The sequence below is a fragment of the Clostridium sp. MSTE9 genome (assembly GCF_000277625.1).
GTDB lineage: Bacteria > Bacillota > Clostridia > Oscillospirales > Acutalibacteraceae > Faecalispora > Faecalispora jeddahensis.
On the sequence record NZ_AKFU01000013.1, the window covers coordinates 20272 to 37576 of the forward strand.

Genomic DNA, 17305 nt, shown 5'->3' on the forward strand with positions numbered 1-17305 from the left:
CCGAGATGGAATTTGATTTTTGTTTTGTGCCATAATAGTCTGAAAAGGCTGTATCAAGCGGGAAAGGAACAACATCCATGTATTCAAGAAAATCGATCCAATGGAAAGCGCTGATCATAAGTATCATCATCAGCATGGGAACAGGATTCCTGGCCGGATTATTTACCAGAGACGGCATCGCGCTGTACCGAACCCTGAATCAGCCGCCTTTTGCTCCTCCCGGATGGATGTTCCCCGTGGTTTGGCCCATTCTGTATGCGCTGATGGGAATTTCCGCCTATCTGGTCTTTGTTTCAGACAGCAAGTACAGAAAACCGTCGTTGATCTTATATGCCGTTCAGCTATTGATGAATTTTTTCTGGCCATTTCTGTTTTTCCGCCTGCAGGCTTTCTTTTGGTCCGTTATTTGGATTTCGTGCCTGTGGTCTGTCATTGAGGCAATGATCTTCCTGTTCTTTGCCTGTCGAAAATCCGCGGGCTTTCTACAGATTCCCTACTTTCTCTGGGGCAGTCTGGCGGGCTATTTAACTCTTGGCGTGTGGCTTTTGAACCGTTAACGAATTTCATAAGAAAACAAAAGCCGGAATCGCTAAACTATTTTGATCCATACAATAACAGAGAGGAAGCTCATGCGATGGAATTCGCCGCATGAGCTTCGGAGCCGAAAAAATCAGCATTTTTATATTTCTATTATAAAAACGTCTGCAAAAAAGAGTCTGAACGCAAACTATGTTCAGACTCTTTTTTAGAGTTAGTGGCGATTTTATCTCTTTGACTTCAGATGATCTTTCTCATTTAGAGCATTCACCGATAACTCACCTGCGAGTTTGAACAGGGAATCCACTATCACTTGCTCCGGCTTTATACCGCCGGCATTTTCTCCGATCTTTTTATAAAATTGGTATAAAAAATCATCCATCATTATGGTAACCTTTTTCAAGCATATTCACCTCACTCATTTTAACTGGACCCAAATTAGTCCCATTATATCATTTGTTTCTTCTACAATCAAGATAAATGGACTAAAACCAGTTCAATGTGGAGGGCATAATGATGAGCAATCAAAAGATCAAGCAGGATGAAATTCATATCGGCCGAAACATCAGAGAGATCAGACTAAAAAAGAAGATCGGTCAAACAGAACTGATCCGTCAACTTCAACTTTCCAACGTTGAGATGACGCGGGAAACTCTCGTAAAAATCGAGCGGGGGATACAACATATCTACGCAACACAGCTTCGCGGAATTCGTGATGTACTCGGAACATCATACGACGAATTACTCAAATAGAAGGCTCACATATAGACCAGAAAAGCAAAAGATCGTCGGCAAAAACCGACGATCTTTTCAATGGAGTAACTGCCTATTTGTATATAGCCTGTTCCCGGGTACAAAACAAAACGCACCCACAAAACGTGAGTGCGCAACTTGTGTCCAGCTTCTGGCTGGTGGCTGGGCTGGATGGATTCGAACCATCGCAATGACGGAGTCAAAGTCCGTTGCCTTACCGCTTGGCTACAGCCCATTACAGATTAAAAATGGTAATAAGAACGAGGCAAAAATTTTCATCTTTGCCTCGCCTTCTTTAGTGGGGTGGAAGATGGGATTCGAACCCACGATCTCCAGTGCCACAAACTGGCGCTTTAACCAGCTAAGCTACATCCACCATATATGGCGCGCCAAAAGGGATTCGAACCCCTGGCCTACTGCTTAGAAGGCAGTTGCTCTATCCTGCTGAGCTATTGGCGCGAATGTCTTGGAGCGGGTGATGGGAATCGAACCCACACGACCAGCTTGGAAGGCTGGAGTTCTACCACTGAACTACACCCGCAATCAAAGCGACGTTATGAATTATAACACGCTCCAAGACAAATTGTCAAGATAAGCATCAAATTATTTGCAATTTTATTTCGTCATTTTCTTCCGTTACGGCAATTCCCGACAAGGACGAATCGCTGTGCTCCACAATCTCTGCCGTGATGCGGTCTTCCACCTTGCGGCGGATCAGATTGCGCAGGTCACGCGCGCCGCTCTTACCGCCAACGGCATGCTCCGCCAGCCACTTCACGGCCTTTTCGTCGTAAGCAAACCGAATCCCACGCTCCGTGAGGGCTGCGGTATATTCGCCGAGCATCAGCGCGGCGATCTTCTTGTAATCCTCCGCGTTCAGCGAGCGGAATACGATCACTTCATCCACACGGCTCAAGAATTCGGGCCGCAGGAATTCGGAAAGCGCCTTCATCGTTTTTTCGCGGCTCACGTCGGCGTCCGTCTTGGCAAAGCCGAGCGCACCCTCGCGTTTTTCGCTGCCCGCGTTCGAAGTCATCACAATGATCGTGTTCTCGAAATTGACAGTGCGTCCCTGCGCGTCGGTGATCCGTCCTTCGTCCAGAATCTGGAGCAGAATATTCATCACGTCAGGATGCGCCTTTTCGATTTCGTCAAATAACAGCACGGAATACGGGCGGCGGCGAACCTTCTCGGTCACCTGGCCTGCCTCGTCGTAGCCCACATAGCCGGGCGGCGAGCCGATGATGCGCGAAACGGAGTGCTTCTCCATAAACTCGGACATATCGAGCCGAATGAGCGTTTCAGGCGTGTCGAACAGCTCTTTCGAAATCACCTTGGCCAACTCGGTTTTTCCCACGCCGGTCGGGCCGACGAAGATGAACGAAGCCGGGCGGCGGCGCGGGCTGATCTGCACCCTGCTGCGGCGGATGGCCGCAGCCACGGCGGAAACGGCTTCCTCCTGCCCGATCACCTTTTTGTTGAGAAGCTCTTCAAGCCCCGCAAGCTTCTTCAGCTCGCTTTCCTGCACGCGGCTGGCGGGGATTCCCGTCCACAGCTCGATCACATGGGCCAAATCCTCGACCCCAACATCCGCGCCGAGCGCTTCGGGCATCAGCTGATGGGTCTTTTCCTCCAAGCTGGCGATTTCGTAGCGCACCTGTGCCAGCTTTTCATAGTCCGGATCCACCCCGTCGGCAGTCAGGTCGGTTTCCTGCTGGCGCAGGGAATCCAGACGGAACACAGCGGCATCATAGTCCGCCATCTTCTGGTTGCGAAGCGCAGCACTGGCGCACGCTTCATCCAGCAGGTCGATCGCCTTGTCGGGCAAAAAGCGGTCGTTGATATATCGTTCGGAAAGGATCACCGCACGGCGGATGACATCATCCGGCACATGTACGCGGTGAAAGTCCTCGTAATAGCTCTTGATGCCCAGCAGGACCTGCGTCGTCTGCTCTACGGACGGCTCGCCGATCTTCACGGGCTGAAAGCGCCTCTCGAGTGCGCTGTCCTTTTCAATGTACTTGCGGTACTCGGTAAAGGTGGTCGCGCCGATCACCTGAATTTCGCCGCGGGAAAGAGCGGGCTTTAAAATATTGGCGGCGTTCATGGAACCCTCGGCGTCGCCGGTACCAACCAGATTATGCACCTCGTCGACGAACAGAATCACGTCGCCGTCGGCCTTGACCTCATCCACCAGCCCCTTGATGCGGCTTTCAAACTGGCCGCGGAACTGTGTGCCGGCCACCAGCGCGGTAAGGTCGAGCAGGTGGATTTCTTTCTTGCGAAGGCGGGCAGGCACATTGCCTTCCGCAATGCGAATGGCAAGTCCCTCCGCGATCGCGGTTTTGCCGACGCCGGGCTCGCCGATCAGACAGGGATTATTCTTTGTTCTGCGGCACAGAATCTGAATCACGCGGGCGATCTCCTGGTCGCGGCCCACAATGCGGTCGATCTCGTGGTTTCTGGCCCGCTTCGTCAGATCGGTGCAGTACGTGTCGATATTGCGGCGTTTCTTCTTGCTTTCGGGTTTTTTGTGCTCCGCGGTCTGGGTCGTTTCCCCGGTGGATTCCGGGGCGGCCTTATTGCCGCCGAACATGCTTTGAATGAGCGGGAACGTAGCCGCGCCGCCGGGCACAAAGCCATCGCCGTCACTGTCGCCATCGCCGGAGGTCTCCGCCAGTCCACCCATCATCTCATCGAGCTGATCTTCCATTGTCTCCAACTGATCCTCTGTAATGCCCATCTGGTTCATCATGTCCTTTACAGGCTGAATCCCCATCTCTCTGGCACATTTGAGGCAATATCCTCTGGCATCCTTTGCGTCTGCACTGGAGGCAACAAACACAACGGCCGGGCGTTTTTTGCATCTTGAACAAATCATCTTGTGAATTCTTTCCTCCGCTGCCGCTACGGGTGATTTTGGAGGTGCTGCCCTGCGGCGAAATTGGGGCAAACCCGCACCGTCATCCCTGCTTGCGGGAAATGGTGCGTCTGGCCTTCAGCTCCAGGTCAACTATATCCTTGGGGTCCTCTGAGTGAAGCGTCGTCCAGAAAATCTTAAAATATCGAAGAAAGGCGTAAACCATCATTCCGACGGTTGCCGATAACAGCGTAATGGTAAGGTAAAAGTTTTCGTATTCAAAAAAGCCTTTCAGCACATAAATAACCGCAAACGAAACGTAAAACATCGTTGTGGCCACTTTGCCGTACCACTTTGCGGCCGTGGGGCGTTTTTTTCGTTTGAGCAGCACACAGGCCGCTATGATCATCAATGTCTCTTTGATGACGAACACCGCCAGAAACGGTACCAGAACCGGCTCCGCAATGGCCATGCAAACCGCCACGGCAGCCTGCGTCAGCTTATCCGCCAGCGGGTCGAGCAGCTTGCCCAGCTCGGTGATCTGGTTAAAATGGCGGGCAATATAACCGTCCACCAGATCCGTCAGGCCGGATACCACCAGCACGACTCCGGCAGCGCGCCACTGCTGCGCCAAAAAATACAATACAAATGGCGGAATCAGCAGAATCCGAAAAACAGAAAGCGCATTCGGAACCGTGATATTCTTATTGATGTCCCTCATTTCTCCACTCCCATCTGCCTCTGGGCTATCCCCCATTATTCCTCAGGGAATAGGAAATTAACCGGGCTTTTTTCATAAAGTGTCTGGTAAACCCATGAGGACTTGAGCCCTTCCTGCGTAACGCCGAACAGTCCGTCCTTCATCATGGGCAGGGCGAGCTGCAGCAGCATGCAGAGCAGCAGCACGATTGCGCAGCCGCTGAAGAAGCCGACTACGCCGCCGGCCATCATGTCGATCTGGCGAAGAATCGGCAGGCGGAACGCCGAACCGATCATGCGCACCAGAATACGTACGACAAAATAGAGTGCGGAAAATAAAACCACCGTAATCACCAGCCGTGTAAAACCGATGACCGAGGGGGACAGCAAATTTGCAATCTGCGGCGCGGCCTTTTCGATCGAGCTGTCAAGCGCCGACAAAAAGCCGTCGCCGGAAAGGCCGGTTCGAAGAAAGGCCGGCAGAGAATCCTGAAGAGCCTGTACCTTTTGCTCCGCTCCCTGACCCGCCGTACTTTGCAGGGTCTCTGTAATTTTCCCCACCAGATTGTCGTAAATAAAATTTTGGTACAAAGCGCCCGCCGCCATACGGCCGATCACAGCCGCCGCAATCGAGGCGATCACATAGCCGACAAACCCGGCCAGAGAACGGATTAACCCTTTTTCACAGCCTACAATCGTGAACCAGGTGAGGATCGCAATCAGTATTAAATCAATGAAACTCACAGGTAACCTCCCAAATTTTAAAACCCGCCGAGCGAGCCTTTTCTCTTCTGACCTTCCTCTTTCAAAAAGCGATTGCATTCTTCCTCTGCCTTCGGCAGGGGAGAATTCCCATTTTGATGCAAAGCCGCTTTTGGAGTGAAATTACTCTCTAATAATATATCACAAAGCAAATATTACGGCAAGGTGAGAAAAAAAACAAAGTGTAAATATTCCTTTGGCTGAAAAGAGCAAAAAACGGCTCCTTCTCCCCTGCCAAAGGCCGGGGGAAAGCGCCGTTCGTTCAGGAACCGGAGGCTGCGCCCCCAGCGGCGTTCTGTGCCGTATTCTGCCCCTCCTGCGCGGCAAAATGCTCCAGGCGGATTTCGCTGAAGCCCAGAACATACACAGAGCTTTCGTCCCGCAGCGTGAGCGCGCGGGCATCTTTTCCTGCGCTGCATGTGCCCTTCAGCGCGCCGCCGGACGCGGTGTAGGCGCGAATCGTTTCATCAGTAAGCAGCACCGCGGCGGTATCGCCGTACAGCGATACTCCCCCTGCGTTCTGCCCCAGCGGCACCGAAGCCGCCTGCTTGCCCTTCACATCGAGCAGCACCAGGCTGGCGGAATCCGCGTTGGCGTAAGGGGAAAGCAGAAGCGCCGTACGGCCGTTGTCGACCGCGCTGCCGAGATAGCTCTGCGAGCCGTAGCTGTAATCCGTTTTCCCGCCGTTTTCTGAAATAATGCTCGTGAGCTGGTCGCCCACCGCAACAATGACGCCGTTCTGCCCGTAGTCGAGCGAAAGCACCAGATTGTCCTGATACACAAGCTGCGACACCGGCTTCGGGCTGCCGAAATCGAATAGGTACACCACGGAGACCATCGCGCCGTTTTTTGCGGCCACCCCGGCCACGGCGGCTCTCGTACCGCTTCGGTTCAAAGCAATATGGGTAATGTAATATTCCGAAAAATCGTAAGTATAAAACGCCTTGCCGTTTTCCCCGTATACCGTCATGCGGGAGTAGTACCCCTGGCTTTCCGTCGCCAGAGCCACACGTCCGTTGCCGGCAATCGCGCCGGCGAGAATTTCCGCGTCCGCAATACGGCGTTCCCCCGCCTTGGAGATACTCTCCACCTGATAGCCCGTGCCGCCCAGATTATACACCAGCACGCGCTGGCCCCAGACCTTTGCCACGGGATTTGAAAAGCTGTGCTGGCGGCGCACCAGCTCCTTGGCGGTGGAATTGAGCACGGTGACCGAGGTATCGCTGACCACTGCCACATTTTTGTCCGCGGCAAAAAAATTGCCGGGCGCCACGTTGCGGCCGTTGTCGAGCGCGGCAGGGTAGCCGTCGCCCATACCCATGCCCACCACCTTCGACTGAATCCATCCGCCGATATTCTGCGGTGACAGGTTGTCGCGGTTGAACCACACGAGCAGGCCCGCCACCGAAATCAGCAGAATCAGAATCACGCGGTACAGCCAGCGGGGCATCTGCGGGAATACGACTCTCTCCCGGCGTTCCCGGGCATTCGGATTTCCCTCGCGGCCCAGCTCCTCCAGATCGCTCTCGTCGTCTACAAAGCGCTTTCCCCTGGTTTTTCGGGTCATCCCATCACTTCCTCATCGTAAAAAACACGGTTCAGGTACAGACCGCCGGGCGGAGCTGTCGGCCCCGCTATGTGGCGGTTGCGTTGCTCCAGAATCTGCGGAATCTGCTCCGGCTCGAATTTTCCCTGGGCCACGCGCAGCAGCGTGCCCGCCATAATGCGTACCATGTGGTACAAAAAGCCGTTCGCTGCCACGGTAAAGCGTACCATGTCTCCCTCGCGGCTCACCTCGGCCTTGGTAACGGTGCGAACCATATTGCCGGCGTCGCGCGCGTCGATCGTGCAGAACGAGGTAAAATCGTGCGTGCCTAAATAATGCGCGGCCGCGCGGTTGAGCTTCTCCAAATCCATGGGGTACCAGTAGTGCAGGGCGTAACCATACAAAAACGGGTCGCGTACCGGGGCGTTCCAGATCTGGTAGACGTACTCCTTGCCCCGGCACGAATAGCGTGCGTGAAAGTCCATCGGCACTTCGCGGCAGGAAAGCACCGCGACATCCGGCGGCAGAAAATGATTCATCGCGGGCGTAAGCCGCTCGCACGGGATGTTTCGTTCGATCTTCGCACTGATGCAGAACTGCCGGGCATGCACGCCGGTATCGGTTCGGCTGCAGGCCTTTACGTCCGGCACACAGCCCACTACCTGAAGCATCGCCTGCTGAAAGACCTCCTGCACCGAAATGGCGTTGTTCTGCACCTGCCACCCGTGGTAGGCAGACCCGTCATAGCTGATGTTGAAAAGAATGTTCCGCATGGCGCCTCCCTCCCGTTAAAACAGGCTGGGCAGCAGCATCACGCAAAGCGCCACACCAACGCACGCGGCGGAAGAGACCGCAATCGCCCACCCATCCAGAGTTGTCATATGCAGGCTCTTCATTTTCGTGCGGCCCTCGCCGCCGCGGTAGCAGCGGCACTCCATCGCCATCGCCAGCTCATAAGCGCGGCGGAACGACGACACAAACAGCGGGATCAGAATCGGGATCAGCGCTTTGGCCCGCTGGATGGCCCCGCCGCTCTCCATATCGGCTCCGCGCGCCTTCTGCGCGCTCATGATCTTATCGGTTTCCTCCAGCAGCGTCGGCACAAAGCGAAGCGCGATCGTCATCATCATCGCGATCTCGTGCACCTTCACGTGAAAGACCTTCAGCGGCTTCATAATGCGCTCGAGCGCGTCGGTCAGATCGGTCGGGGATGTCGTGAACGTCAGCACCGAGCTGAACAGGATGAGGCTGATAATGCGCACCGCGATAAATATGCAGTTGATCACACCGCCGGTACGAATGGTTAAAAAGCCCCACTGCACCAGAATATCGCCGCTGCCGTAAAACAGGTTCAGCACCGATGTAAGCGCCACTACAATGATCACGGCCTTGAGGCTTTTGAGATACTGGCGCACTGAAATGCCCGAAAGCAGCATGGCGCTCAGCACCATTCCCACCATCAGCAGCATGGCGGGCAGATTATTCGCGATAAAAATGAAAATGATAAAGACAAAGGTCAGTACGATCTTTACGCGGGCATCCATGCGGTGAACAAGGGATTTCCCCGGAAAATACTGGCCGAGCGTAATATCCCGGATCATCGCACGCACCCCCTTTCCCGCAGCAGCGGCAGCAAATCGCGCAGCGCCTCGTCCACTGTGAGCGCGCCCTCGTTTACGGGGTAGCCCTTGGCACGCAGCAGACTCATGATTTTTGTGATCTGCGGCACGCGCAGGCCCATGTTTTCAAGCTCGCTGCGGCGTGAAAAGACCTGCTGCACGGTGTCGAGCATCGCGGCTTTTCCGCGGTTCATCACCAGCGCGCGGTCTGCCACGCGGGCAATATCCTCCATGCTGTGCGATACCAGAAGCACCGTGTTGCCGCGCTGCTGATGGTAGCTGCGGATTTGGTCAAGCAGCTGGTCGCGTCCCTGCGGGTCCAGTCCCGCGGCGGGCTCGTCCAGAATCAGCACCTCGGGGTCCATGGCGACCACGCCGGCAATCGCCGCGCGGCGCTTCTCACCGCCCGAAAGCTCGAATGGGGATTTTTCCAACAGCTCCGTTTTAAGGCCGACGAACTCCGCCGCGCCGAGCGCGCGTTCCTTAATCTCTTCCTCCGAAAGCCCCATGTTGCGCGGGCCAAAGCAAATGTCGCGGAACACGGTTTCCTCAAACAGCTGGTATTCGGGGTACTGGAACACCAGCCCTATCTGAAAACGCACCGCGCGGATTTTCTTAGGTTCGGCCCAGATGTCGTTCCCGTTTAATAGCACCTGTCCCGAGGTCGGGCGCATCAGGCCGTTGAGCTGCTGAATCAGCGTCGATTTTCCCGAGCCGGTGTGACCGATCACACCCAGAAACTCGCCCCGGCGAATCGAGATATTTACGTTGTCCACCGCAACCTGCTCCAGTGGGGTGCCCACACCGTACCGGTATGTTAACTCTTTTGTTTCCAATATGACCATGCCGTTTTGTTCCTCCGTTTCGCGGATCAACGAATTTCTTGCAGCACTCTAAGCGGTGCAAAAAGTTTATTCGTTCAGCAGCAGCTCCAGGGCGGCCACACATTCCTCTTCGTTCAAAACACCCTCAGGCACGGTACAGCCGGCCTTGCCCAGCCGGTACAGCAGCTCCGTGGCCTGCGGTACGTCCAGACTGTGCTGCCGTAGCAGCTCCACATGAGAGAACACCTCGCGGGGCGCGCCCTCCAGCAGAATTTCGCCGCTGTCCATCACGATCACCCGGTCGGCCTGCACGGCCTCGTCCATGTAATGAGTGATGAGCACCACCGTGATGCCGCGCTCGCGGTTTAACCGGCGGATGGTCTCCATAACCTCTGTGCGGCCGCGGGGGTCGAGCATGGCGGTCGGCTCGTCGAGCACGATGCAGTCCGGCTGCATGGCGATGATTCCCGCGATGGCGACGCGCTGCTTCTGCCCGCCGGAAAGCTTGTGCGCGGAGTGCGAAGCGTATTCCGACATTCCCACGGCTTCCAGCGCCGCGTCTACCCGCTGGCGGATTTCCGCCGGAGGGATGCCCAGATTTTCCGGCCCGAACGCCACATCCTCCTCCACAATGCTGGCCACCAGCTGATTGTCGGGATTTTGCAGCACCAGCCCCACGCGCCGGCGAATTTCATATTTTAGGTTTTCGTTCATCGTGTCCATTCCGTCCACATACACCCGCCCCCCGCTGGGCAGCAGCATGGCATTAAAGTGCTTGGCCATGGTGGATTTCCCTGAACCGTTATGCCCCAAAAGGGCGACGAACTCGCCCTTCCTGATTTTCATGGAAACATCGCGCAGCACCTGCTGCGCCTGCTCCCCTTCTTCCACCGCATCGTAAAAAAACGACACATGTTCCGCCTTGAGATATTCCATATTTGCTCCATTGAAGAAGGACATGCCTTCTTTTCTCGCAATCAATTTCTTAGCTTGCCCCTCGTAACAGGGAAGATAGCTTCTTGTTCTGCCATGTGCAAAAGGTCTTTTTGCGGCCAACCGCAGGATTTCCGCTTGCCCCTCAGGCCGGGGCCGGCCCTTCCTTTCTTGCGAAAAGAAAGGAAGCAAAGATTCGCCAAAGGACACCTTTGGAATCCGCTTGTCTAACAGTCCCTAACATTGCAAACGACAGCCTCTGGAAAGGCGTTTCATTGAAAATGCCCACTCGCCTAATCAGTGCAGAAAAGCAACTCTCCGCTTCCGTCCGGCGGCGGCCATTTTCAAAGCGCTCTCGTTGGCTCGCAGAGGTGCTTTCAGCAGCTTATCACAAGGTTGTTTCCGCGTGAGAACAGATAGTTATCTCTGCTTGCCGTTCCGCGACACGCGTGCAGGCTCAGCCTGCCAGCGATCATTTTCAGAGCGCTCTCGTTGGTTCGCAGAGGTGCTTTCGGCAGCTTGTCACAAAGTTGTTTCCGCGTGAGAACAGATAGTTTTCTCTGCTTGCCGTTCCGCGACGCATGTGCAGGTTTAACCTGCCCAAATGGCCGTATTGCCGCAGGGCAGCACCAGACCGCTCTGTGTAACTGGGAGCCCGATTTCATCCGCCGAAACGGAGCCGCCGAACTGCGTTTGTAATAGGGTTCCCAACAAATATGCCATCACTGAAGGGGACAGCCCAGTGGTGTAAGAATTCAACACAAAAAACAGGGCATCTTTCGAAAGCAGCGGCACGCAGAGCTGCACCAGCGGGTACAGCTGCTCCTCGAGCTTCCACACCTCGCCGCCCGGTCCGCGCCCATAGGAGGGCGGGTCCATGATGATGCCGTCGTAGGTATTGCCTCGTCGCTGCTCGCGCTGCACGAACTTGACGCAGTCATCCACCAGCCAGCGAACGGGCTTGTCCGAAAGGCCAGAGGCCGCCGCGTTTTCCCTGGCCCATGCCACCATGCCCTTGGAGGCATCCACGTGACATACCTCCGCACCGGCTGAGGCACACGCCAGCGTCGCCGCGCCCGTGTAGCCGAACAGGTTCAGCACCTTCACCGGCCGGTCGGCCTCCCGGATTTTCTTCCCAACAAAATCCCAATTGACCGCCTGCTCGGGGAAAATGCCGGTGTGCTTAAAGCCCATTGTCTTGAGCTGAAACGTCAGCTCGCGGTATTTGATTTTCCACATGCCCGGCACCGTGCGGTATTCCTCCCAGCGCCCGCCACCCGTGTTCGAGCGCAGGTAGCGCGCGTGGGCGCGCTTCCACATCGGGTGCTCGCGCGGTGTTTTCCAGATAATCTGTGGGTCGGGGCGGATCAGAATGACCTCGCCCCAGCGCTCGAGCCGCTCCCCATCGGAAGCATCGAGCAATTCGTAATCGTTCCAGTCTGCAGCTCTCAAATGAATCCTCCGTTATGCCAGGCGCTCACGCACCACATCGGCTACCTCGTGCGCCAGCGCGCTGATTTCGTCGTGATTTTCGCCTTCGATCATCACGCGCAGCAGCGGCTCCGTACCGGAGGGACGCACCACAACGCGGCCTTTGGCGCCCAGACGCGCCTTGGCGCGCTCAATCGCCTCATTGACCTCGGCATCCGTGTAAAAGCGCAGCTTGCCCTCGCGGCTGACAGTCACGTTGACCATCACCTGCGGGTAGCGGGCCATCAGCGTCGCCAGGCTCGACAAATGCGCCCTGCGGCGATTGAGGATCGTCAGCAGCTGTACGCCGGTCATTTGACCATCGCCCGTGGTGGCGTGGTCGAGGAAAATGATATGCCCGCTCTGCTCGCCGCCGAAATTATAGCCCTCCTGCAGCATCTCTTCCAGCACATAGCGGTCGCCCACCTTTGTGGCCGCAAACTTGATGCCGTTTTCTTCGCAGAAACGGATAAAGCCCATGTTCGTCATGATCGTGCCGACCGCGGCGCTTTTCGCCAGACGGCCCTGCGATTTCAGGTCGAGCGCGCAGATCGCCATCAGGAAATCGCCGTCCACCAGTTGGCCCTGCTCATCCACAGCAAGGCAGCGGTCGGCGTCGCCGTCGAACGCCAGACCGGCGTCCATATGATTCGCCTTCACGTATTGCATCAGCGTCTCCATATGGGTAGAGCCGCAGTTGTCGTTGATGTTCACGCCGTTCGGCGCGTCGGAGAGCATGTGGCACTCCGCGCCCAGCTCGGTAAACAGCGTCTGCGCGGTCATCGCGGAGGAGCCGTTCGCGCAGTCCAGCGCAACGCGCAGGCCTTTGAGGGCGTTTTCCGGCACCGTACTCTTCACATGATCCATGTAATCCCGCAGTGCCTGGGGCGCGGCGGAAATAGAGCCGACCTCGCCGCCGGTGGGGAACTGGGGCTTTTCCTCGTGATCGAGCACGATCGCCTCGATCTGCTCCTCAAGCGCGTCGGGCAGCTTATAGCCGGTGCTGCTGAAAATCTTGATGCCGTTGAATTCGCAGGGGTTGTGCGAAGCGGAGATCATCACACCCGCGTCGGCCCCATACTTTTTCACCAGGTAGGCCACCGTAGGGGTAGGCACTACGCCCAGATGCACCACATTCGCGCCGATGCTGCAAAGGCCCGCGGCCAGCGCGCTTTCAAGCATGTCGGAGGAAATGCGCGTGTCCTTGCCGATCAGGATTTTCGGATGGCGCTTGCCGCCTTTACCCAATACCATCGCTGCGGCGCGGCCGATATTCATCGCCAGCTCACACGTTAAATCTGCGTTTGCGACGCCTCTGGCGCCGTCGGTTCCAAACAATCTTCCCATGTTGCGTCTCCCATCGATCATTCGATCGTTTTTATAATAATGCCACTTTCCAAAAGGCAGATCAAATCTTAGTCATTGCCCCGCGTTAAAACAGCTTTTGCTGCGCACCCGTCAGATCCTCCGGCGGGGTGAGGCCCAAATGTAAATACGCCGACCGCGTCACACAGCGCCCGCGCGGTGTACGGCTCAAAAAGCCGATTTGAATGAGATAAGGCTCGTAAACATCCTCGAGCGTAACGGATTCCTCCCCGATGGCGGCGGCAAGCGTATCCAGCCCCACCGGGCCGCCCCGGTAATACTCGATCATCGTGCGCAGCATGCGGCGGTCGTTCGCGTCAAGGCCGATTTCATCCACCTCAAGCCTTTCAAGCGCGCGCCGCGCCGCCTGAACCGTAATGACCCCATCGCTGATCACCTGCGCGAAATCGCGCACACGGCGCAGCAGGCGGTTGGCGATACGCGGCGTGCCGCGGGAGCGGGACGCCAGCTCCAGAGCGCCCTCCGGCTCAATGGGGATGCCGAGAATCCCGGCGCTGCGGGTGACGATCTGCGCAAGCTCCTCCGGCGAATACAGCTCCAGCCGCAACACAACGCCAAAGCGGTCGCGCAGGGGCGCCGAAAGCTGCCCCGCACGTGTTGTCGCACCCACCAGCGTAAACGGCGGCAGCGGCAGGTGGTAAGAAGCCGCCATTTGCCCCTTCCCGGTGATGATGTCGAGCGCGAAATCCTCCATCGCAGGGTACAAAATTTCTTCCACACTGCGCGACAGACGGTGAATCTCATCAATAAACAGCACGTCGCCGGGGGAAAGGTTCGTCAAAATCGCCGCCAGATCGCCCGGCTTCTCAATCGCCGGGCCAGAGGTGATGCGCACCCCCACGCCCATCTCATTCGCGATGATACCCGCAAGCGTTGTCTTGCCAAGGCCCGGCGGGCCGTACAGCAAAACATGGTCCAGCGTTTCTTTTCTCTGTTTGGCCGCCTCCATGAACACCGCCAGATTTTCCTTGACCTTCTGCTGGCCGATGTATTCCGAAAGCTGGCGCGGGCGCAGGGGGTTCTCTACCTCCGCGTCCTCGGGATTATAGTCAGGGGCGACGACACGGTTTTCCAGATCCAGCTCGTTTTCAAAGGAAAATTCCATGTCTTATCGTCCTCCTCCCATCGATTTCAGCGACAGCCGGATCAGCTCCTCCACAGGGAGGCTGCTGTCGAACCGGCCGACGATCTGTGCGGCCTCCGTAGGCGACCAGCCCAGCACTGCCAGTGCGCTGACCGCACCGGCCGCGTTGCCGATCGCGGGATTCACAGCGGTGTCCCCGGCAGAAACGGTTGCCACACCCATCTTTTTCACTTTATCCTTGAGCTCCAGCGCGATGCGCTGCGCGAGCTTCGGGCCCACGCCGCTGGCGCGGGACAGCGCCTTGCTGTCGCCCGAGGCCACTGCGAGCGCAACCTGTTCCGGAGAAAGCTCCGACAAAATCGAAACGCCCACCTTCGCGCCCACACCGCTGACAGATGTGAGCATTTTAAAGCAATTGAGCTCCGTCATCGTGTAAAATCCGAACAAATCGAGTGCGTCTTCACGCACGCTCAGGTACGTGAACAAACGGACCTTCTCGCCGATCTGCGGCAAAGAGCGCTGCGTGTTCATGGAGGTAAAACACTTAAAGCCAACGCCGCCGCATTCCACCACGGCAAGGTTTGGTTCTGCATGAATTAAGATGCCCGATACACTGTAAAACATTTATCTGATTCCTCCCGACAGCATGGCGCGGCGCAAAGGCGAGCCTGCCGCCTGTCCGTGGCAGATCGCCATTGCAAGCGCATCCGCGGTGTCGTCCGGCTTCGGTAGCTCCGTCAGGCACAAAAGCTTTCGCGTCATTTCCATCACCTGCGGCTTTTTCGCCTGTCCGTAGCCTGTTACTGCCTGCTTTACCTGAAGCGGCGTATATTCAAATATCGGTACTCCGACCTTGCGCACCGCCAGCAGAATGACTCCGCGGGCCTCCGCAACGCCGATCGCGGTTGTTTTATTGTTTGTAAAATACAGCTTTTCTATGGAGACTGCATCCGGCCGGTTGTGCGCCAGAACCGCGCACATCGAATCGTAGATCGACACCAGGCGGTCTTCAAACACCTCGCCCGCCTGCGTTGTGATCGCGCCGTATTCCATCGGGCGGTATTTGCCCGAACGCGCGCTTACCACGCCGTATCCCACGATCGCATACCCCGGGTCTATGCCCATGATTACCATTTCACCGCTCCGCTCTGTTTCGTTGTATCACCTGATAGTACTCAGTTTTTAATTATACCATAAAATCATACCTGTGAAAAGTAGTTCGGCATGCGGCGGCACATTTTGCGGCACACGAAAAACAGGCTTGTCCCCCGTGAAATGAATTCCTATTCAGTATAGCAAACGCGCTTTCTATGTCAACTCATTTTTATAAAAAAAGTTTACAATTTGTCAAAATCGGTTGTTATCTGCGAGCCTTATCGAAACCTTTCACAAAGTCCGCATATTTGGAGCCGCTTCGCTCAAAATAAATACTGAAACGGAGGGAACGAAAATGACCCGCAGAAGAAAAATTCAAATCGGCAGCGTAGCCGCCGCGCTGGTACTGCTGCTGACCGGCACCGCCATCGGCGGCTGGTGGACTGCAAACCGGTACCGCACGGACCTGGAATACAGCTACCGTCGTTCGCTCAGCGATTTGGGCGATTATGTGTCGAGCCTGGAAACAACGCTCACCAAGGCGGTTTATGCCAATACTTCCACGCAGCAGAACGGCGTGGCCGCGCGTTTGATGCGCGATTCCAGCGGCGCGAAGGCCGCTCTTTCGGCCCTGCCTTTAAAGGGCGACGAATTTGACAACATGAGCAAATTTCTGGCGCAGGTAGGGGATTTCTCCACTTCCCTTTCCGCCAAAATCAGCGCCGGGCAAAAAATCAGCACGGATGAATACGAACAGATTCAAAGCCTTGGCGGATATGCAACCAAGCTGCGTCAGGGACTTTCGCAGGTAGAGGATGAGCTTTCTGCCGGTGACCTGAAAATCGGCGAAACGGAATCTCTTGTCAAGGGCCTGAGAGCATCGCAGCCGGTGTTCAGCGATAAGCTGGAATCCGTCGCCAAGGATTTCGAGGATTACCCCCAGCTGATTTATGATGGCCCGTTCTCCGACCATATCGGCCAACAGAAGCCAAAACTGATTGAAGGGAAGGCCGAGGTGCCGCAGGGCAACGCGCAGGTACTGGCGGCCAAATTCCTGAATGTAGATCAGTCGAAGCTGACCCACACCACAGACAACGAGGGCGGCCTGCCCGCGTACAACTTTTTATACGGCGACATCCGCGTATCCATCACCAAGGCAGGCGGGATCCCTGTGCGGCTGATGAATCCGCGTGACATCGGCACCGACAACCTGAATTACGAGGCGGCACTGAAAAAAGCCAAGGAATTTCTGGATTCCCGCGGCTATACCGGCATGAAAGAAAGCTATTACTTCATGCACGACGGCAAATGCACCATCAACTTTGCGTACGCCATACAAGGCACGGTGTATTATCCCGACCTGATCAAGGTATCCGTCGCGATGGACAACGGCGAAATTGTCGAGGTGGATGCGACCGGCTACGTGATGAACCATACGAACCGCGCGGTGCCTAAGGTAGCGCTGACCATGGCCGAGGCGCAGAAGAACGTCAGCCCTTACCTCACGGTAAAAGAGGGCCGGCTGGCCATTATCCCGACCCCCGGATACAACGAAGTGACCACCTACGAATTTTTATGTGAAAGCAAGGATGAAAAGAAGGAACAGGTGCTGGTCTATATCGACGCCAACGAGGGATTTGAACGCGATATTCTGATCCTGCTGTTCTCAGACAACGGCGTGCTGACGCAGTAGCCGCTGAATTGCAAGAATAAAAACGGGGCTTGCCGCTCTCATCC

The 17305-nt window shown here is 56.1% G+C and carries 17 protein-coding genes and 4 tRNA genes; 3 read left to right on the top strand and 18 right to left on the bottom strand.

Annotated elements, in window-relative coordinates; genetic code table 11:
* Positions 1-77: 77 nt before the first annotated feature.
* Entirely contained in the window at positions 78-557 is a 480-nt protein-coding gene (locus HMPREF1141_RS02810) for a TspO/MBR family protein (RefSeq protein ID WP_035316464.1), read from the top strand.
* A gap of 206 nt (positions 558-763) precedes the next feature.
* Here HMPREF1141_RS02810 and HMPREF1141_RS17260 read toward each other — a convergent pair whose 3' ends face one another.
* A complete protein-coding gene (locus HMPREF1141_RS17260) occupies positions 764-940 on the bottom strand; it encodes a hypothetical protein (protein ID WP_155863460.1) in 177 nt (58 codons plus the stop codon).
* Positions 941-1053: 113 nt separating this feature from the next.
* Between HMPREF1141_RS17260 and HMPREF1141_RS02815 the strand changes: the two genes are divergently transcribed.
* Positions 1054-1290 (top strand): helix-turn-helix transcriptional regulator, encoded by a 237-nt coding sequence (locus HMPREF1141_RS02815; protein ID WP_035316467.1) that lies wholly within the window; start codon positions 1054-1056, stop codon positions 1288-1290.
* A 159-nt stretch (positions 1291-1449) separates the two neighbouring features.
* Here the strand turns inward: HMPREF1141_RS02815 and HMPREF1141_RS02820 are convergent.
* The 17 genes from HMPREF1141_RS02820 to ruvC all read right to left on the bottom strand — a co-directional run bounded on the left by HMPREF1141_RS02820 (position 1450) and on the right by ruvC (position 15607).
* A tRNA-Gln gene (locus HMPREF1141_RS02820) sits at positions 1450-1525 on the bottom strand.
* Positions 1526-1589: 64 nt separating this feature from the next.
* Positions 1590-1666, bottom strand: a tRNA-His gene (locus HMPREF1141_RS02825).
* Between the two features lie 6 nt (positions 1667-1672).
* Positions 1673-1749, bottom strand: a tRNA-Arg gene (locus HMPREF1141_RS02830).
* An 8-nt stretch (positions 1750-1757) separates the two neighbouring features.
* A tRNA-Gly gene (locus tag HMPREF1141_RS02835) sits at positions 1758-1831 on the bottom strand.
* Positions 1832-1888: 57 nt separating this feature from the next.
* On the bottom strand, positions 1889-4171 hold the full coding sequence (locus HMPREF1141_RS02840) for an ATP-dependent Clp protease ATP-binding subunit (RefSeq protein WP_009060871.1): 2283 nt from the start codon (positions 4169-4171) through the stop codon (positions 1889-1891).
* Between the two features lie 82 nt (positions 4172-4253).
* Positions 4254-4871: a CDP-alcohol phosphatidyltransferase family protein gene (locus HMPREF1141_RS02845; protein ID WP_009060813.1), complete on the bottom strand. Its 618-nt coding sequence runs from the start codon at positions 4869-4871 to the stop codon at positions 4254-4256.
* A 35-nt stretch (positions 4872-4906) separates the two neighbouring features.
* On the bottom strand, positions 4907-5593 hold the full coding sequence (locus tag HMPREF1141_RS02850; protein WP_009060828.1) for a CvpA family protein: 687 nt from the start codon (positions 5591-5593) through the stop codon (positions 4907-4909).
* A gap of 280 nt (positions 5594-5873) precedes the next feature.
* Positions 5874-7178: a DUF5711 family protein gene (locus HMPREF1141_RS02855; RefSeq protein ID WP_009060798.1), complete on the bottom strand. Its 1305-nt coding sequence runs from the start codon at positions 7176-7178 to the stop codon at positions 5874-5876.
* Positions 7175-7930, bottom strand: coding sequence for a tRNA pseudouridine(38-40) synthase TruA (truA, locus tag HMPREF1141_RS02860; RefSeq protein WP_009060829.1), 756 nt, complete (start codon positions 7928-7930; stop codon positions 7175-7177). The genes HMPREF1141_RS02855 and truA overlap by 4 nt, the downstream gene beginning before the upstream one ends.
* 15 nt (positions 7931-7945) lie before the next feature.
* Positions 7946-8758 carry an energy-coupling factor transporter transmembrane component T gene (locus tag HMPREF1141_RS02865; RefSeq protein WP_009060838.1) on the bottom strand — a complete coding sequence of 271 codons (813 nt, stop codon included), beginning with the start codon at positions 8756-8758 and terminating at the stop codon, positions 7946-7948.
* Positions 8755-9621: an energy-coupling factor transporter ATPase gene (locus HMPREF1141_RS02870; RefSeq protein WP_035316480.1), complete on the bottom strand. Its 867-nt coding sequence runs from the start codon at positions 9619-9621 to the stop codon at positions 8755-8757. Before HMPREF1141_RS02870 ends, HMPREF1141_RS02865 begins: the two co-directional genes overlap by 4 nt.
* Positions 9622-9687: 66 nt before the next feature.
* Positions 9688-10536, bottom strand: coding sequence for an energy-coupling factor transporter ATPase (locus HMPREF1141_RS02875; RefSeq protein ID WP_081487970.1), 849 nt, complete (start codon positions 10534-10536; stop codon positions 9688-9690).
* 588 nt (positions 10537-11124) lie between these two features.
* Positions 11125-11985, bottom strand: a complete 861-nt coding sequence (locus tag HMPREF1141_RS02880; protein WP_009060862.1) for a class I SAM-dependent methyltransferase — start codon at positions 11983-11985, stop codon at positions 11125-11127.
* A 12-nt stretch (positions 11986-11997) separates the two neighbouring features.
* Positions 11998-13350 carry a phosphoglucosamine mutase gene (glmM, locus tag HMPREF1141_RS02885; RefSeq protein ID WP_009060904.1) on the bottom strand — a complete coding sequence of 451 codons (1353 nt, stop codon included), beginning with the start codon at positions 13348-13350 and terminating at the stop codon, positions 11998-12000.
* Positions 13351-13435: 85 nt separating this feature from the next.
* The gene (ruvB, locus tag HMPREF1141_RS02890) at positions 13436-14494 is read right to left on the bottom strand and encodes a Holliday junction branch migration DNA helicase RuvB (protein ID WP_009060916.1); all 1059 of its coding nucleotides are present in this window, start codon (positions 14492-14494) and stop codon (positions 13436-13438) included.
* Positions 14495-14497: 3 nt separating this feature from the next.
* Complete coding sequence (gene ruvA / locus HMPREF1141_RS02895; protein ID WP_009060881.1) at positions 14498-15097, bottom strand: Holliday junction branch migration protein RuvA; 600 nt, start codon at positions 15095-15097, stop codon at positions 14498-14500.
* A complete protein-coding gene (gene ruvC, locus HMPREF1141_RS02900) occupies positions 15098-15607 on the bottom strand; it encodes a crossover junction endodeoxyribonuclease RuvC (protein WP_009060867.1) in 510 nt (169 codons plus the stop codon).
* 316 nt (positions 15608-15923) lie between these two features.
* Between ruvC and ypeB the strand changes: the two genes are divergently transcribed.
* Entirely contained in the window at positions 15924-17261 is a 1338-nt protein-coding gene (gene ypeB / locus HMPREF1141_RS02905; protein ID WP_009060925.1) for a germination protein YpeB, read from the top strand.
* Positions 17262-17305 lie beyond the last annotated feature (44 nt).

Bases quoted from the DNA above. Each gene is read 5' to 3' on its own strand.
- HMPREF1141_RS02810 (WP_035316464.1), top strand. From the start codon at position 78: ATGTATTCAAGAAAATCGATCCAATGGAAAGCGCTGATCATAAGTATC.
- HMPREF1141_RS02815 (WP_035316467.1), top strand. From the start codon at position 1,054: ATGAGCAATCAAAAGATCAAGCAGGATGAAATTCATATCGGCCGAAAC.
- ruvA (WP_009060881.1), bottom strand. From the start codon at position 15,097: ATGTTTTACAGTGTATCGGGCATCTTAATTCATGCAGAACCAAACCTT.
- HMPREF1141_RS02845 (WP_009060813.1), bottom strand. From the start codon at position 4,871: ATGAGGGACATCAATAAGAATATCACGGTTCCGAATGCGCTTTCTGTT.
- glmM (WP_009060904.1), bottom strand. From the start codon at position 13,350: ATGGGAAGATTGTTTGGAACCGACGGCGCCAGAGGCGTCGCAAACGCA.
- HMPREF1141_RS02875 (WP_081487970.1), bottom strand. From the start codon at position 10,536: ATGGAATATCTCAAGGCGGAACATGTGTCGTTTTTTTACGATGCGGTG.
- truA (WP_009060829.1), bottom strand. From the start codon at position 7,930: ATGCGGAACATTCTTTTCAACATCAGCTATGACGGGTCTGCCTACCAC.
- ruvC (WP_009060867.1), bottom strand. From the start codon at position 15,607: ATGGTAATCATGGGCATAGACCCGGGGTATGCGATCGTGGGATACGGC.
- HMPREF1141_RS02870 (WP_035316480.1), bottom strand. From the start codon at position 9,621: ATGGTCATATTGGAAACAAAAGAGTTAACATACCGGTACGGTGTGGGC.
- HMPREF1141_RS02855 (WP_009060798.1), bottom strand. From the start codon at position 7,178: ATGACCCGAAAAACCAGGGGAAAGCGCTTTGTAGACGACGAGAGCGAT.
- ruvB (WP_009060916.1), bottom strand. From the start codon at position 14,494: ATGGAATTTTCCTTTGAAAACGAGCTGGATCTGGAAAACCGTGTCGTC.
- ypeB (WP_009060925.1), top strand. From the start codon at position 15,924: ATGACCCGCAGAAGAAAAATTCAAATCGGCAGCGTAGCCGCCGCGCTG.
- HMPREF1141_RS02840 (WP_009060871.1), bottom strand. From the start codon at position 4,171: ATGATTTGTTCAAGATGCAAAAAACGCCCGGCCGTTGTGTTTGTTGCC.
- HMPREF1141_RS02865 (WP_009060838.1), bottom strand. From the start codon at position 8,758: ATGATCCGGGATATTACGCTCGGCCAGTATTTTCCGGGGAAATCCCTT.